This window comes from Veillonella sp. CAG:933 (assembly GCF_000431435.1).
GTDB lineage: Bacteria > Bacillota > Negativicutes > Veillonellales > Veillonellaceae > Veillonella_A.
In genome coordinates this window covers 27,229-41,000 of sequence record NZ_HF986263.1, presented here as the reverse complement: position 1 = coordinate 41,000, position 13,772 = coordinate 27,229, and the positions used below count along the sequence as shown (strand labels likewise).

At 41.1% G+C, this 13,772-nt stretch carries 19 protein-coding genes; 1 reads left to right on the top strand and 18 read right to left on the bottom strand.

Annotation, left to right across the window (positions count from 1 at the left end; translation table 11 throughout):
• Positions 1 to 185 precede the first annotated feature (185 nt).
• The gene (locus QZL64_RS14220; protein WP_295241126.1) at positions 186 to 404 is read left to right on the top strand and encodes a hypothetical protein; all 219 of its coding nucleotides are present in this window, start codon (positions 186 to 188) and stop codon (positions 402 to 404) included.
• Here QZL64_RS14220 and QZL64_RS14215 read toward each other — a convergent pair.
• The 18 genes from QZL64_RS14215 to QZL64_RS14130 form a co-directional block, all read right to left on the bottom strand.
• The gene (locus tag QZL64_RS14215) at positions 401 to 1,444 is read right to left on the bottom strand and encodes a phage tail protein (RefSeq protein ID WP_021842612.1); all 1,044 of its coding nucleotides are present in this window, start codon (positions 1,442 to 1,444) and stop codon (positions 401 to 403) included. The genes QZL64_RS14220 and QZL64_RS14215 overlap by 4 nt on opposite strands.
• On the bottom strand, positions 1,437 to 2,063 hold the full coding sequence (locus QZL64_RS14210; RefSeq protein ID WP_021842611.1) for a phage tail protein I: 627 nt from the start codon (positions 2,061 to 2,063) through the stop codon (positions 1,437 to 1,439). Before QZL64_RS14210 ends, QZL64_RS14215 begins: the two co-directional genes overlap by 8 nt.
• A complete protein-coding gene (locus tag QZL64_RS14205; protein WP_021842610.1) occupies positions 2,056 to 3,240 on the bottom strand; it encodes a baseplate assembly protein in 1,185 nt (394 codons plus the stop codon). The genes QZL64_RS14210 and QZL64_RS14205 overlap by 8 nt, the downstream gene beginning before the upstream one ends.
• Positions 3,241 to 3,561 (bottom strand): hypothetical protein, encoded by a 321-nt coding sequence (locus QZL64_RS14200; RefSeq protein ID WP_021842609.1) that lies wholly within the window; start codon positions 3,559 to 3,561, stop codon positions 3,241 to 3,243.
• Positions 3,539 to 3,988, bottom strand: coding sequence for a phage tail protein (locus QZL64_RS14195; RefSeq protein ID WP_021842608.1), 450 nt, complete (start codon positions 3,986 to 3,988; stop codon positions 3,539 to 3,541). Before QZL64_RS14195 ends, QZL64_RS14200 begins: the two co-directional genes overlap by 23 nt.
• Before the next feature lie 11 nt (positions 3,989 to 3,999).
• Positions 4,000 to 4,491, bottom strand: a complete 492-nt coding sequence (locus tag QZL64_RS14190; RefSeq protein WP_021842607.1) for a phage baseplate assembly protein V — start codon at positions 4,489 to 4,491, stop codon at positions 4,000 to 4,002.
• Positions 4,478 to 5,590 carry a phage late control D family protein gene (locus QZL64_RS14185; protein WP_021842606.1) on the bottom strand — a complete coding sequence of 371 codons (1,113 nt, stop codon included), beginning with the start codon at positions 5,588 to 5,590 and terminating at the stop codon, positions 4,478 to 4,480. Before QZL64_RS14185 ends, QZL64_RS14190 begins: the two co-directional genes overlap by 14 nt.
• Before the next feature lies 1 nt (position 5,591).
• Entirely contained in the window at positions 5,592 to 5,795 is a 204-nt protein-coding gene (locus QZL64_RS14180; RefSeq protein WP_021842605.1) for a tail protein X, read from the bottom strand.
• Positions 5,785 to 8,379 carry a phage tail tape measure protein gene (locus tag QZL64_RS14175; protein WP_021842604.1) on the bottom strand — a complete coding sequence of 865 codons (2,595 nt, stop codon included), beginning with the start codon at positions 8,377 to 8,379 and terminating at the stop codon, positions 5,785 to 5,787. The genes QZL64_RS14180 and QZL64_RS14175 overlap by 11 nt, the downstream gene beginning before the upstream one ends.
• Positions 8,380 to 8,542: 163 nt before the next feature.
• Positions 8,543 to 8,836 (bottom strand): hypothetical protein, encoded by a 294-nt coding sequence (locus QZL64_RS14170; protein WP_021842603.1) that lies wholly within the window; start codon positions 8,834 to 8,836, stop codon positions 8,543 to 8,545.
• Positions 8,837 to 8,902: 66 nt separating this feature from the next.
• Positions 8,903 to 9,430, bottom strand: a complete 528-nt coding sequence (locus QZL64_RS14165; protein ID WP_021842602.1) for a phage major tail tube protein — start codon at positions 9,428 to 9,430, stop codon at positions 8,903 to 8,905.
• A gap of 13 nt (positions 9,431 to 9,443) precedes the next feature.
• Positions 9,444 to 10,904, bottom strand: a complete 1,461-nt coding sequence (locus QZL64_RS14160; RefSeq protein WP_021842601.1) for a phage tail sheath family protein — start codon at positions 10,902 to 10,904, stop codon at positions 9,444 to 9,446.
• A gap of 19 nt (positions 10,905 to 10,923) precedes the next feature.
• Positions 10,924 to 11,214, bottom strand: a complete 291-nt coding sequence (locus tag QZL64_RS14155) for a hypothetical protein (RefSeq protein ID WP_021842600.1) — start codon at positions 11,212 to 11,214, stop codon at positions 10,924 to 10,926.
• Entirely contained in the window at positions 11,195 to 11,695 is a 501-nt protein-coding gene (locus tag QZL64_RS14150; protein ID WP_021842599.1) for a hypothetical protein, read from the bottom strand. The genes QZL64_RS14155 and QZL64_RS14150 overlap by 20 nt, the downstream gene beginning before the upstream one ends.
• Positions 11,695 to 12,306 (bottom strand): hypothetical protein, encoded by a 612-nt coding sequence (locus QZL64_RS14145; RefSeq protein WP_021842598.1) that lies wholly within the window; start codon positions 12,304 to 12,306, stop codon positions 11,695 to 11,697. Before QZL64_RS14145 ends, QZL64_RS14150 begins: the two co-directional genes overlap by 1 nt.
• Positions 12,303 to 12,626, bottom strand: coding sequence for a hypothetical protein (locus QZL64_RS14140; protein ID WP_156705859.1), 324 nt, complete (start codon positions 12,624 to 12,626; stop codon positions 12,303 to 12,305). The genes QZL64_RS14145 and QZL64_RS14140 overlap by 4 nt, the downstream gene beginning before the upstream one ends.
• Positions 12,619 to 12,942: a DUF2190 family protein gene (locus QZL64_RS14135; protein ID WP_021842596.1), complete on the bottom strand. Its 324-nt coding sequence runs from the start codon at positions 12,940 to 12,942 to the stop codon at positions 12,619 to 12,621. Before QZL64_RS14135 ends, QZL64_RS14140 begins: the two co-directional genes overlap by 8 nt.
• Before the next feature lie 13 nt (positions 12,943 to 12,955).
• Positions 12,956 to 13,772: phage major capsid protein (locus tag QZL64_RS14130; RefSeq protein ID WP_296309735.1), on the bottom strand; the 817-nt coding region annotated here is incomplete at its 5' end.

The window sequence follows — 13,772 nt, the reverse complement described above, 5'->3', positions numbered from 1 at the left end:
TGGGTTTAAGATATACATATAATGCAAGTACATTAAGTAACGTTGAAGTTAGAGGTATATTTACAGTCCAAAACACTGGAGCACAAAGCGGCTACTTATTATGTGCGTGGAGCATCAGTTTTGGCAAGCTATTCGGGGGATTGATTATCCAAGGTGGATACACTTATCATGCAGGGGCTAAGAGTGTGCTATTTAATACACTCTATAAAAAAGCATTTGGAGTTTTATTAATGCCTACTGTAGCTCCAGAATTGACGAGTAAACCTCCGCACATGGTATTATTCAATAACGATGGGGTCGGTGGAGTAAAAAATGATAGTTTTAATGCCATTGCTTATTATGATGTATTAAATCGTGATTATAATGATAATGTCGCCTTTTTTTGGCTTGCATTTGGAGTTTAAATACCAATACTTAACCATAAAAGCCAAACTTCATTTATCCCAACATAGTCATCGATAAAATTATTTTGATTAATATTTGAGTAATAGTCTTTATCTAAAATCACATTTACCGAACTTACTTCGCCGCTATGGATTGCAATTGAAAAAAACTTACGACTAAAGGTGGTTGGTAATACAAATGTTTTTTTTGACTCATTAGCTCCACCTTGGATAATCAATCCCCCGAATAGCTTGCCAAAACTGATGCTCCACGCATTAGGATTATCAAAATTATACTTAACTCCTAATGCCGTAAGTTTTTCTTGGTCAAGTGCACTAATTACTTGCTTGTTAAAATCTTTAATATTTGTAACCGGAAGAGATGCAACTAGCGATAATAAATCCGTAATGCTGCTCTGAATCCCTTTAATATTATTAGCCGGATTGCCCACCCATGTAGATTCCCCGGTAATGGCCTTAATTCGATTACCAATCATATCAGTTAAGGCTGTAATAGTTTGAGCCGTATTAGCAGCTACTACCGCATCATTAATCCGATGTGTATTATTACCATATTTACGCAACTCATCACTAATCATCGTCAAAACTTCTTCTGCCGTGACCCACATCGTATTTGATAGTGAAATCGTTACATTATCCGAATTTGAATAACCAATACCCATTGTTACGGTTTTGGCCACTAATGTGCTGCTAGATGCCGCCTGAACAAAATCCGGATTTGCATCCACCATACCCGCAAATAAAATTTCACCTTCATCCGGATCCGTTGCAAAAATACCAATTTCAGAAATGTTTTGGGCTGTTGTAAAATTAGCATTTGTCAATCGCACTGTTACAGTACAAGTATTATTTTTCTGAACCTTAGTAATAATTTCCGCATTATCAATTTCTCGTACTAACCGTGCCGCATTTTCAATGTTAGTCAAATTGCCGCTGCCAAAAGCGACTCTTGTAATATTTAATTTGGTGTTGCCGGCCGTAACCTTTGCAATAAGTGCCGTGCCTTTATTGGTTACTTTCGCACCTTGCCAATTAGCCATTGACTACCTCCTCATTATTAATAATCATGCCTATACCAATTCTTGTGCTTGCAACCGGTGTAGGATCTACAACTACACTGGTGTGATCAATACCTGCAGCAAAGGCCACATGCCATGTAGTTTCTTTTATTTCAATAAAATTAAAGCCATCAAAAATGCTGCGTGCATTCTTGACGGCATAAACACTATCTCGTAATTCATTTAATTTATCCGGCTCAGTAACAGCTTCGCCATAAATGTTTACTTTAAAATGATACGGACTACCACCGTAATCGTACCAATCTTGATATTCGGCCGTACTATAAATGGCTGATACCATATCCTCTACGGCCTGTGGTGTTCCCTTCCGCCGATGCCATGCAATTGATTGTCTAATCAGATTCCGCTTCACTTCATTGGTCATGTCGTAGCGGAAGAAATCAACATGGAATTGCCAGGCTAATAGATTAAGTATTTCTGTTGGCAGCTCATCTAATCTGGAATATAATTCTAATTTTTTTACATCATTAGAAACATCATCAACCAATGCATCCACGGCCTTAATAATCAGCTTAATATTTTCATCATCAAGACTGGAAGGTAAGATATCAATGAGTTTCATTTCTTCAACATCAATCATCTTCTAACCCTCCATATATAATATTTTTGCTACTATTCCAGGCTATTTCGTTGTTGGCCACCGCTTGATGTACAAATGCCGGCTCAACACGTTTTGCCCCAGCTTCCATAATTCGATGGATCAACTCGGATGGCTCAATGTCACGCCCCATTTTTGAACGCTGCCATACAATGTAATCTTCTACGGCTTGGTTAACCGCCAATTGAATGGCCCCCTGTGTAGTTTCTTTTGATTTTGCAATGTAGTACGTTGCCGAAAAATTGAACATCTTCTTTTTTGGCTGCCGCACATTTACCTTATCCGTACACGGCCGTACCGTTTTGTTGGAGCAAGCTACTTTTACTTGATCCAAAACTTCTTGTTCCGGTAATTCACCATCTTCCATTAATACATAGAGGTCAACTTCACCTTCACGTTCAAAGTTTCTATCCTCCGGCCCCTCTACGTAAGTATCGATGATGCCTGTATTTGCTGATAAAGCAAAATATTCATAGGCCCCCTTTGGTCCGGCCGATGAAAATCGCTCCGGTGCTAAATGGATACGCTCCCGATATGGCTCGTCTGTTTCAACGTCAGACCCGGCAGCACTTGCATCAGTATTAACCACACTAGCCACCCATGGCACAGGATCCACCAACTTGTTAATCTGACCGGCCATATATCCATTACCTAGCTTGCCGGCAGTCATGCAATATGCAATAGCAGTTGCTGTCAATTGTCCCGGATTAATGGTTATATCCTTGTCAAAATTAAAATATACATTATCGCCGGCAGTGACTCGTGTGCCGGCCGGAATAACAACTGCCGATGTACGCTTTTCCGACAATGTAATCAGCATTGTTGTTTGAGCACTTTTAGCCGCAGTTCGGGCCGTCCCTACAAGCAAGCCCAAATGATCCAGCCCCCAGGCCCTGGAGTATGCTAATAAGTTTTGTTTCCCGGCAAAATCTACTCGCCGCCTAATGCCCGTTAGTGCATAGGTAATGACTTTAAATGTCAGATACGTTGGATCCGCCGGAGCTAATGCATGTCCGCCCAAGGCATTAAATATTTGTACTAAGTTGGCCATGATTTTGTCCGGATTAGATTCAGCAAATGAAATATCCGGCAATCCGGCTTTTACCAGCAATTCAGATGTATCTTCCGTATCAAATGTTAATAATTCTTCGATTGCCATTTACTTCACCCCCTTTACCGCTATTGTCAGAATTGGTCTCAAATGACCTATCTCCAGCACTTCATATTTAAGGCTTGTAATTTTTGCCCTTGGCTCATATTTTCTAACTTGCCTAATGATTTCTGTGCTAATTTTTGCCTGTGCCATCAATGTTGGTGAGTCAATGATTGTACTATCAAGGCCAAAATCTCTAAAGAGTGGTACTGTTCCTCTTACCGTAGTGATAATCATGCGTACGTTTTGCACAACCTCCGCTTCAATCGATTCCGGAGCCAGGCTAATTTTGCCGGTGACTGAATTAATTACTGGATTGAGTAGCACTATCAGCCACCTCCTTAGTTGTTATGATTGTGTCATTGATATACTCGCTCAATGTAACATTTACTTTTGCATAGATAATGCCGCCTTTTGGTCCAAATAACACATCACTCATATCGGCTTCTTTCAGCACCCATTGATCAATACCAATCGGAGTGTTATTTAGTACAAAATCTACAACAGCTCCGTTTTCAACGTATTCTTTTAACTGCTCAAATTCTTCTTCCGGTGTAACGCCATACATCGTATGCAGCTGAATACTAAACGATATTTCTTCGAGATTTGGTCCAACGTATTCCAATTTAGGCTTATTTAGTAAAATTGCATGCTCTGCATAGCGTGCAGATACTTTTCGGCTATAATCACTAATAGTACGTAATGTTCGAGTGCTTGCTACAAAATATACATCACCCAATGATCCTACTACCATATAATCACCTCCTACTGTGGTTTACCGGTACTACCACCGCCCGGCACCACACCGCCATGAGTGTGATTAACTAGCGATATGCCATTTACAACAACATCACCGGCCCCTTGAATATTAATCGTACCGGCCTTAATATTAACTGTTCCCGGAGATTCAATACTTAATGTGCCGCTACTTGTATCCATGGCCACAGATGTACCGTCACTAAACACGGCCGTTTCAACATTTGCATCAGCCACCGGCGGTGCATCTGCACCGGAATACATGGCACCAATAATCCAGCCTTCGTTTAGATTTTTGCTATTGGGATCAAAAATAATAAGCACCTGTTCCCCTACTGCATAGGAGTGTTGGTGCTTATTATTGAGTGTATTCTTTTCCAAAATCTGCAACGGTCCTGTTACCTTATTATCCTTATCCGGTATTACAGCCCTTGCCGTATGAGTTGTCGGGTCTATGGCATCAATATACCCTTTTACTATAATTTGATTAATTGTAGCCAATGAGAGCCCTCCTTATATCTAAACTGGTAACATAATTACCGGATAATTCTACATCCACTTCTCTGATTACGTATTTTCCATCAAATACACCAAAGTTATTCAACATAATACAAGCCCCGGCATACAAATCCGGCCGGCCTTTCAATGTAATCTTACCGGTGGTTTCTTCCTTGTTTTTGTTAAATAATTCCTTTTTTGCCAAACGTAGTGCAGCCGCCGTATCAGCCACTTCTTGATTAATTTTGAGTACCTTTTTCTCTGTGGTTCCTTTTAATTTGTTGTTCTGCTCCGGTGCCTCAAAGGTAGCGGATATTTTTTCTTTCTTCTTGGATTTTTGATAGGTCACTGTGCAGGCCGTATAGATATCACGCACTTTACTGTGAAATTCGTAATCTTCCATATCTTCCAATGCTAACTTATCAATAATCGCAATTGGATCTTGTGCATCATATTTAGCCTCATCAAATACTACAATTTTCCCATCAGATACCTTAGTGCATAAGCCATTGTCTTTACACAGACGTTCCAAAAACACCAAATCCGGTTCTTCCGTTTGCTCTACACGATCAAGAGTCGGATTATCCGCTGAGTCATATACAAGGCCTAAACTTGCACTATTGGCCAAGTCCTGTGCCACAACCTTTAATTGCACCTTTTCCCATGATCGAGTGTTATTTATATCCCTAGCTACGCCATCCGGAACAGAGACTGTATTGAGTTGCACGGTAGATCCGGAATTACCAGAAGCCAGTCCGATATCATCTATGTAAAATTTACCAAGCGGAATATTAATATCAGTAGTTACATCATAATACCAATGAATTAGGATTAAATTCACAGTTATCTGAGCATTTTTTGACGGATACCAATCGCCCGACCAAAGGCCTTGCCGATCATCTAATGTCAAATCAAAGGTATCCGCCTCGCCACTCATCACATCTTTGTAGCTGGCTCCAATTAAATATTTTGCCAAATCTACACTAATGTCTTTTGATTCGTACAAAATCTGCAAGGCTGCACATCTAGCCGGATATATCGGATTCAATGCCAATGGAGCCGCTTCAGGTAAATATTGAGTCAACCTTCTAATGTCTAGCATGTCAACGCCTCCACGGTGGCAAGTTCACTATCGTTTTTTTAGTCACAGAAGGAATCTTCAGAGTAATACCGGATGGCAACATATCGTAATTAATATAATCAGGATTTGCCTTCATGAGCACCGACATAAATCGTTCATCACCCATCTGTTCTTTAGCAATCACATCCCACATATCACCTAATCTAGTAGTGTACTTAGTTGCCATAGGCCGCTCTTGCCTCCTTCCGTTTTATTTCATCTAATACTTTTAAAACTTCTCGTTTAATAGTCGCTGCAATATTCTTAGATTCTGCTTCCGTACTATTGCCGGTAATAGTAATATTGAATTCAAATGATGGATTAATAGCTATTTCACTACTATTGCTTGTAGTATTTTCCATCATTCTAGGAGCCTTAACCGTTGGTGCCGATTGCCCGGCCATACGTGGTGCCAAGTATCGTACCGCTCTTGGTTGATAATTCTGCTCTTTCCCGACAGCATTTACTCCTTCAGTATTTTCTGGCAATATACCGAGCATTTGCCCGGCTTTTTGCCATAATGCAATGGATCGTGGCTTACCATCGAGAGGGATGGCTGCTTCTGCACTATCCTCAGCAAACCAAGTAGTAAATGCACCCTTGCCGTAAATACCGCCTTTAGCGTTTTTCTTTTCGACGCCACCGCCATCATCGCCATTAATCATATTTTTAACGATGTTAATGGTTCCTTCTATCGGATTTGCTAAGAACTCTTTAATGCCTTGCCATTTTTGCATCACCCAGTCCCCGGCTTCGCCTAAGGAGTCTTTAATTCCGGAGCAGAACTTATCCATAGCTGCCTTTGGATCATTCCATAAAAGCACAAACCATGCCTTGATTGTATCCCAGTTAGTCACTAATAAATAACCAACTGCAATCAATCCGGCAATACCGGCAATAACTAATCCTATCGGATTGGCCAACATGGCTGCATTCAATAGCCATTGTGCCCCGGTCCAGGCCATAGTTACGCCTCTCACTGCAGCCATAGCCGCACTATAGGCAACTACACGCCCGGCACTCATTAAACCTCTACCTATTACCATGGCACCGTTATATAAAAATTGACCAGCAGCCGCTGCCTTTGTTGCTACGCTTGTAGCTAATACGGCTCCATGATAGGCAACTAACCGGCCAACTGACATCAATTTACTACCGGTGGCCAGTGCAAAATTATATACTGCATGGCCTGCAGCTGATACTTTTGCCGCTATTCCGGTAGCTTTTGTAGCAATCGCATTACGCATACTTGCTAATGTATGCGTATTTGTTGCCGTGGTTGACAACAATTGAGCAGCCTTATACGCTTGCCATGCTTCCTTAGCTTTTAAGATTGGAGCTAAGACTGATGTAACCGCCCATGTTATTCCGGAAACCGCTGCTACTGTTGCCAACAATCCACCAACACCACCGACTACTACGGCCGTTAATGTTTGATGCTCTTTAGCAAAATTAGCTGCACCTTGTACCATCGGCGTTAAACTATCAAGCAATTCTTTTGCCGGCGGCAATAATGCCGTACCGATTGTGATGCCTAAATTATTCAATGCATTTCTGGCCAATTGCATACTATTACTCGTAGTTTGCATACGAGTATCAAATTCCGCTTGCATCGAGTTAGCGTATTTTGATTGATCCGCTACCGTGGCCAAATTATTACGCAATGCATCCAAGTTTGTTAATAATGGAGCAATTGCCTTAATGCCTTCGGCTCCGAACAAATCCTTCAAAACTGCCGTTTGCTTATATTTATCCAACTGAGACAATCTAGCAAATACATCTTGCAAAGCTCCACTGGCATCCGTTTGCATCCTCTTGGCCATTTCAACCGCATCAAGACCCAGTGCATTAAAGGCAGCTGCCTGTGACTTAGTCGCACCTTCCCCGGTAGTCATGGCCAAGATAATCTTCTGTATCCCGGTAGCCGCTACTTCTGATTCCACGCTGGCCGCCGCCATAGTAGCACCTAATGCAGCGATTTCACCGGATGCCAAACCGCCTACGGCCCCTAAAGGACCAACACGAGATACAATATCACTAATCTTAGCACTGGATGCAGCTGTCGTATTACTTAAATAATTGACTTTATCCGCCAAGGATACAACTTCCGGTTGTGTCATTTTAAATGCAGTTCTCCATTCGGCCATGGTTTGGCCGGCTTCTTCTGCACTCATATCAAAGGCCACGCCCATTTTAACTGCATCAGTTGCAAAAGCTTTCAAATCTTCTCGTGCAATCCCGGCTTGACCACCGGCTGCTACGATTTGAGCAATACCTTCTGCTGACATTGGAAGTACTGTACTCATTTGTTTAATATCTTCACCCATCTGCTTAAATTGTTCCGGAGTGTCAAAATCAACAACTTTTCGCACATCCGCCATGACATCTTCAAAGGCCATAGCTTCCTTGATTGGAAAGCCTAATGTTGCCACCGCAGCCGCTCCGGCTTTAACAGCCATGCCACCGGCTTGGTCTCTAACATTTTCAACATTAGCCCGCAATGCTTTTGTTTTTTCCACATTATTTAGTGCTTTAGCTGCACGTTGTTGCCGCTCATATGCCTTGGTAAGATTATCCATCGTCTTAGTGTAATTCACCGCATCAACCTTACCATCCTTGTAGGCCTGTTTTAAATTGTCCATTTCCTTTTGCAAGGACTTAGCATAGGTCTGAGTTTGACGCATTGTTTTAGCCGCATTAGAAAAGGCAGCCTTGAATGACCCTGCTGTATTGGCCGTAATATTAAATTGTGTCGTATACGTTTTAGCCATTCAATTAATCACCCTTTCTTGCTAGCTATACGTTCATTCCAACAGTTTATCCATTTAAAAAGCACCGGTACCGGTTTCTTTTCCCAAAACGCTATCGATGTCTTTGTTTCCAACGACATTTTTAACAATTGCTCACGTAAATAAGGCACTATTTCTTCAGGCGTTAATCCAGAAATTGCAAAAAATTTGCTGCGGCCTCAGTGATCTTGGCCACATCTTTAAATGTCATTAAGTCCCGGATATCTTCAAATTTAATTTTTTCTTTACAAGCCTTAACCGCTACCATGGCACGATATTTTGCACCCCATACGATATTAGGTGTAATTTCACCGAGCATACGAGATTCTTGTTCCAATTCAAAGAAATCTGCACTAGTCAATTTATTAAAATCAAAGTGCAGTTCTATCACTTCTTTGTCATTAATCATTACCGGCTTAACCAATTTAATAGTTTCCATGTTATCCCTCCAAATAAAATAGGCGTAGCCTAAGCTACGCCCTATCTATCACACTACTTCTAGATCCTACATACCTAACAAGGATCTAATTTCTGCTAAATAATCTGTACCGCCAATATTGCAAATATAGTTGATTACATCAACTTCCAACATCGTTTTACCCTTATTGGTCACCTTTAAGTAGGTAAGAGACAACGTTACGGAGGTTCCCATCTGTGTCGATGGTTCTGCGTTACCTTGCTTAAAGCTTTTAGTAACACCTTTCGCAACAACACGCCACCCTTCCGATTTGGGAGAACCATCACCCCCATCTACATTATTAACGGCCATACGGCAATCAATATAATGGCTGGTAGGTGCAAATAAAGAATAGGTGTGTTTAGTTACCGTGTTAAAGTCTAAGCCTAATTCCATGGCCTTTAATAAGCCCGGTGCGATAGAGTCAAATTCACCGGCCACACCGGCCCCCTTCATGGTTTCTGTTAAGTATTCAATGTCCGGTAATGTTACTTTGCTGATACCGAGCATGACATTGCTGGTGTTGTTGTATACACGCATATCATGAAGTCGATCAGGAATATTATGTGTATTCATAGTTCCTCCTTATTTATTGAGCATTATTAAACAATTGTTGTAAGTAGGATACATCGTATTCCAATACAAATTCCACATATTCGGCCGGTACTAAGTAGCCCAAGTACAAGTGGAATTTAACGTGACCATTAATAAGGCTTGTATTCGGATTTTCATCACGGCGAAATTCTACACGGCCACCTAATAATTTTTCATCGGCAGTAAGTCCTGCTAACCAAATATTAATGGTATCAGTAATCTGCTCGCACCAGCGTGGACGGATTGGACCATCAACTTTAGAGAAATACGATAATACCAAGGTGGCACTAATCCAGTTAGCCATTCGGCGGAGTGGATTAAAGTTATCCTTTGGATCTAAGTTTGCCGGATAACAAGCAGTACGGTTGCCCCAACTACGCCATCCACCAACAAAGTTTGTTGCCGTTGTAATACCTTCGCCGTTGAGCACATTGGCATCTTTAATACTTAATAACACATCAGTACCATCATCTAAGCAAGTCCCATCGATTTTGATTACATGGTTAGATGGCGAAATGTACGGAACATCTTCGCCCTCTGTCGCATCAATATAATAGGTTAAGGCTGCATTTAATGTACCCATGTGTAAAATCTTGTCGCCGATTTTTGCTTTTGGCCAATGGATCATTAAGTTCTTATCCACAAAATTCTTTTCATTTTTGTAGGCCGGAACATCACTGTATTTGCTTAAAGTATCATCTGCAGGCAAATCTGCATATACCATAGCCTGGAATAATCCATTAATGGCTTCCCCTTTGGCATTTAAAATCATGGCTACTTCATTGTCCATGGAATATTTAGGAGCTAACAAGATTCCTGGCACAATACGCAATTTCGGAAATACGTTTTCAATGGCTTCAATACCTTTCTTGATGCCTGTTGTCGTATCTTCACCGCCGATGATATCCTGCTTAGTAACGGCCGTTGGATCTACTTGTTCGTAGGTCACCGCCAAATTAGCAGTATTTTTCACCGCATCACTGTCGAGCAAGGTAATTACCAAATTACCATCATCATCATGCAAGGCTGTGTAATCAACATCTTTTGTTAAATCCTTTTGATTAGTGCTATCTTTAACTTTTAAAGTAGGTACAATAACAGGTTCCGTAATTCTTGCCACTTTATTAGTCAATTTAAGTGCCGTTTGTGTACCGGCCTTTTTGTGCTTTGTAATATCCAGCACGTTGATAAATACTACCGGTGCTACATTATACAAATAAAAATATGCGTACATCGCTTCGCACGCATCATAATTAGCAAAATCACTACAATACCCTAACTGAGCTTGTGCATCGCCAATGTCGTTACAATATACCGGCACATTGGCTGGCACCGGATCCGTTGCTAAGTGTACCGGAGCAACCCCGATAACAACCGGCACATCGGCATTTACTGTTGCAATCTGCTGTAAGGATGTCGCTTTTTCGCTAACACCAATACCATGCTTAATTTCCATAATTTCCTCCTATTCCCAATTAACGATTGGCTGCATCATATTCCGGTGTGCCTTTAGTATTCATCTTTTGCACTTTATCCGCATAATCTGCAGTTTTCACAATCAAACGCCGTAAATATGGCTTTTCATTCAATTCTGCTTCAATGTAGTCTGGAATACCACCAAAGTACACTGCATTCTTTACCAATTTATATCCCGGCTGTGTTGGCCCAATATAAATATAGTTAGCAGTTTCCGGTTGTTTTTCCTCAACCGCTTCAGCCTTCAAAGTTTCTTCCGGCTTAATTACCTCATCCAAATTCTTCGCCATCCCAATTCACCTCCGGTACTGGCTTTCCTATTTCGTAGCTAAAATACATTAACCCTTCCATATGGTTTACCCCTTGTTGTTCGGGTACTTCCCATCGGAAAGGTTCAGCTAATAAAAAACATCCGGATAAAAATCTAACTTTATCCAGGTGTTGCCTAACATGTTCTATTAAGTTAAATAAATCACGCCAACATTCATCTTTGTTGGTGTCATAAGTCCCAAAAGCAATATATCCTTTGCAAACACCGCCTTGATTGGCTTTTCCGTCTTGTCCCTCAGTTAACTTGATTAACACATAAGGGTACAAGCTATCATCCAAATTATCGTTACGGCGATTGTTCTTTTCTTCGATTGGAATAAATTGCTGATATACCGTTACTTTATTTTCTACGCCATCCACCCTAATAGGTAGAGAGTACCCGGTTAAGGCACTCTCTATCTCCTTTTTTAAGGCATCGGATAAGGCTAACGGTGTAAACATTACTTATCACCTGCCAAAATTTGTTCTACATTATGATATAAGCGTTTATCAAAAGTTTCTTTGATATCTTTTTCAATGGTATCTCGTGACTCATCACTGCCGGCCATGGCTGCAATAGACGGCCCGAATAATTGATCAATGGCAGCTCGTCTTTGCATACCTTTGAATACGCCGATTTTATTTACCCGTTTCATATATTTACCGGGCAAACGCTTATATATCCCAATGTGGCCATTTGTCATTACCGTCTTAAATGCTCCCGGTAATGCATTACCGCCATTTTTAACATTTGCAGTTAACACTCTACCTCGACCAAATGTCATTTTTTTTGGACTGTGAGCAAAATCTCGTAATGGCTGTGCACCGCTCGTAACATTAATAGTGGCCGTTATATCATCTCCAGAATCCGGTTTAGTTACTTTAATCGCCTGCTTTATCAATCCTACCTTGCCGATATAGTTGTAATTATCACGGATTGTATCAGATATCGTTTTACCAGACCGTTTAGCCGTTTCATTGATTGTACGACGTAACGCTTTAATGGCCCCATTGGGTATATTTTCTAATTTCTTTTCTAATGCTTTAATTTCTGAAGTGTCAATAAGTATCATCCTACATCACTTCCTAAAATTAAGATGGCCAATCCGCAATCATCTGTGGCCGATATAACACTATATGTCAAGCCATCAACTCGGCAATAGTCGCCTTCTGCCGGTAAACGCACCAAGTCTCTGACTTTTGCATGGACATATAGGTATACCTCATAGCTGCCATCAAAGCCAGCCCGAAAGCGATCATTTAATAATTTACTCGTATTTTTTTCAACGATGGCCAAAACTTCCTTATCATCAATGATATGCATTTCGCCAAAATCCGAAAATAACACATTATCAATATCACGCTTAATTTGATTGCGTAAACAGCTAGCCAATTTTAACCGCTACAACACCGGCTGTTGCGGCGGCTTTATCGCTAACCGCAATACCGGCCAGAGTATTACCGTCAGCTGTAGTTGTGATTTCTTTGTTAGCTTTAGACCAATACACCGCATCACCAACGGCCATTTTATCGGATGCTTTTGCCTGGATTTCATAAACACCGGCAATGCCTACTGTTCCGGAGCTACCAGCCGGAATATTTTCCAACGCTACCCCGATACGAGTCGCAAATGCTACTACATTGCCATAAGCAATGGCTTCTGTTGCTGTAAATATTACAGTTTCCCCTTTATTAACGTATGTTGCCATAGTTGTTTACCTCCTATTCTGCACTCTTATACAAGCCTTTGTGATCCAATGCCTGTACGCCATAATCCATGTAAATACGATATTCCATGCCTAATGTATCCCATGCAACACGAGACTCAATTGTAGGCACGTTCTTACCATTTAGATAAGATACTTCAATGGTATCCACACCTAAGCCCGGTTCTGCTGCCAAATACCAAGTTGTTTCGCTAATTGCATCCAATTCCGCATCAACAACAACTGTGAGAGAAGATGCAAATGGATTTACAACCGCTGCATTGGTCTGGCTAGGATCAGACATGGAATGAATCAATTGATATGCTTTTGTTTCTAAAGCAGCAGGCACAATCAAATATTTAGGTGCGATACCTAATGTTTCTTTGTTGCGAATGTTTTTCTGAACACGCATTGCACGGCGGCCTTCCGATAAGGCCTCTACAGTAAGATCTGCCCCATTGCCTAAATTGCCCTTTTTGGCATCGTACAATTTACCGTCACTCAATACTTTGTATACCAAACGGTTAATACCACGGCGAGCAGCTGCTGCATAAGAACGTGGAATTTTAGTCAACATTCTTAAATCATCATTGATGATGGCTTGACGAGTAATACCGAATCCACGACCGAAGGTAAGTAATACACGATCTACACCGGCATCCGTTAATTCATCAAACTTAAATTCGCCGTTTTCTTTAATTTCAACCAATTCACCGGCTTCAGAAATACGTACCGTTTTGTTTTGTTTAAAATCGGAAAGACTGCCTTTCGCTGTAAACTGTTCGAATGTTGTTGGTGCCGCTTGATACGCTGTACCGGCGGCTTTATTTACG

Coding starts and splice junctions, on each gene's coding strand:
- QZL64_RS14210 (WP_021842611.1), bottom strand. CDS start 2,063: ATGATTGATGTTGAAGAAATGAAACTCATTGATATCTTACCTTCCAGT.
- QZL64_RS14185 (WP_021842606.1), bottom strand. CDS start 5,590: ATGCTAGACATTAGAAGGTTGACTCAATATTTACCTGAAGCGGCTCCA.
- QZL64_RS14170 (WP_021842603.1), bottom strand. CDS start 8,836: ATGGAAACTATTAAATTGGTTAAGCCGGTAATGATTAATGACAAAGAA.
- QZL64_RS14150 (WP_021842599.1), bottom strand. CDS start 11,695: ATGTTTACACCGTTAGCCTTATCCGATGCCTTAAAAAAGGAGATAGAG.
- QZL64_RS14165 (WP_021842602.1), bottom strand. CDS start 9,430: ATGAATACACATAATATTCCTGATCGACTTCATGATATGCGTGTATAC.
- QZL64_RS14175 (WP_021842604.1), bottom strand. CDS start 8,379: ATGGCTAAAACGTATACGACACAATTTAATATTACGGCCAATACAGCA.
- QZL64_RS14160 (WP_021842601.1), bottom strand. CDS start 10,904: ATGGAAATTAAGCATGGTATTGGTGTTAGCGAAAAAGCGACATCCTTA.
- QZL64_RS14155 (WP_021842600.1), bottom strand. CDS start 11,214: ATGGCGAAGAATTTGGATGAGGTAATTAAGCCGGAAGAAACTTTGAAG.
- QZL64_RS14195 (WP_021842608.1), bottom strand. CDS start 3,988: ATGGTAGTAGGATCATTGGGTGATGTATATTTTGTAGCAAGCACTCGA.
- QZL64_RS14205 (WP_021842610.1), bottom strand. CDS start 3,240: ATGGCAATCGAAGAATTATTAACATTTGATACGGAAGATACATCTGAA.
- QZL64_RS14215 (WP_021842612.1), bottom strand. CDS start 1,444: ATGGCTAATTGGCAAGGTGCGAAAGTAACCAATAAAGGCACGGCACTT.
- QZL64_RS14145 (WP_021842598.1), bottom strand. CDS start 12,306: ATGATACTTATTGACACTTCAGAAATTAAAGCATTAGAAAAGAAATTA.
- QZL64_RS14180 (WP_021842605.1), bottom strand. CDS start 5,795: ATGGCAACTAAGTACACTACTAGATTAGGTGATATGTGGGATGTGATT.
- QZL64_RS14135 (WP_021842596.1), bottom strand. CDS start 12,942: ATGGCAACATACGTTAATAAAGGGGAAACTGTAATATTTACAGCAACA.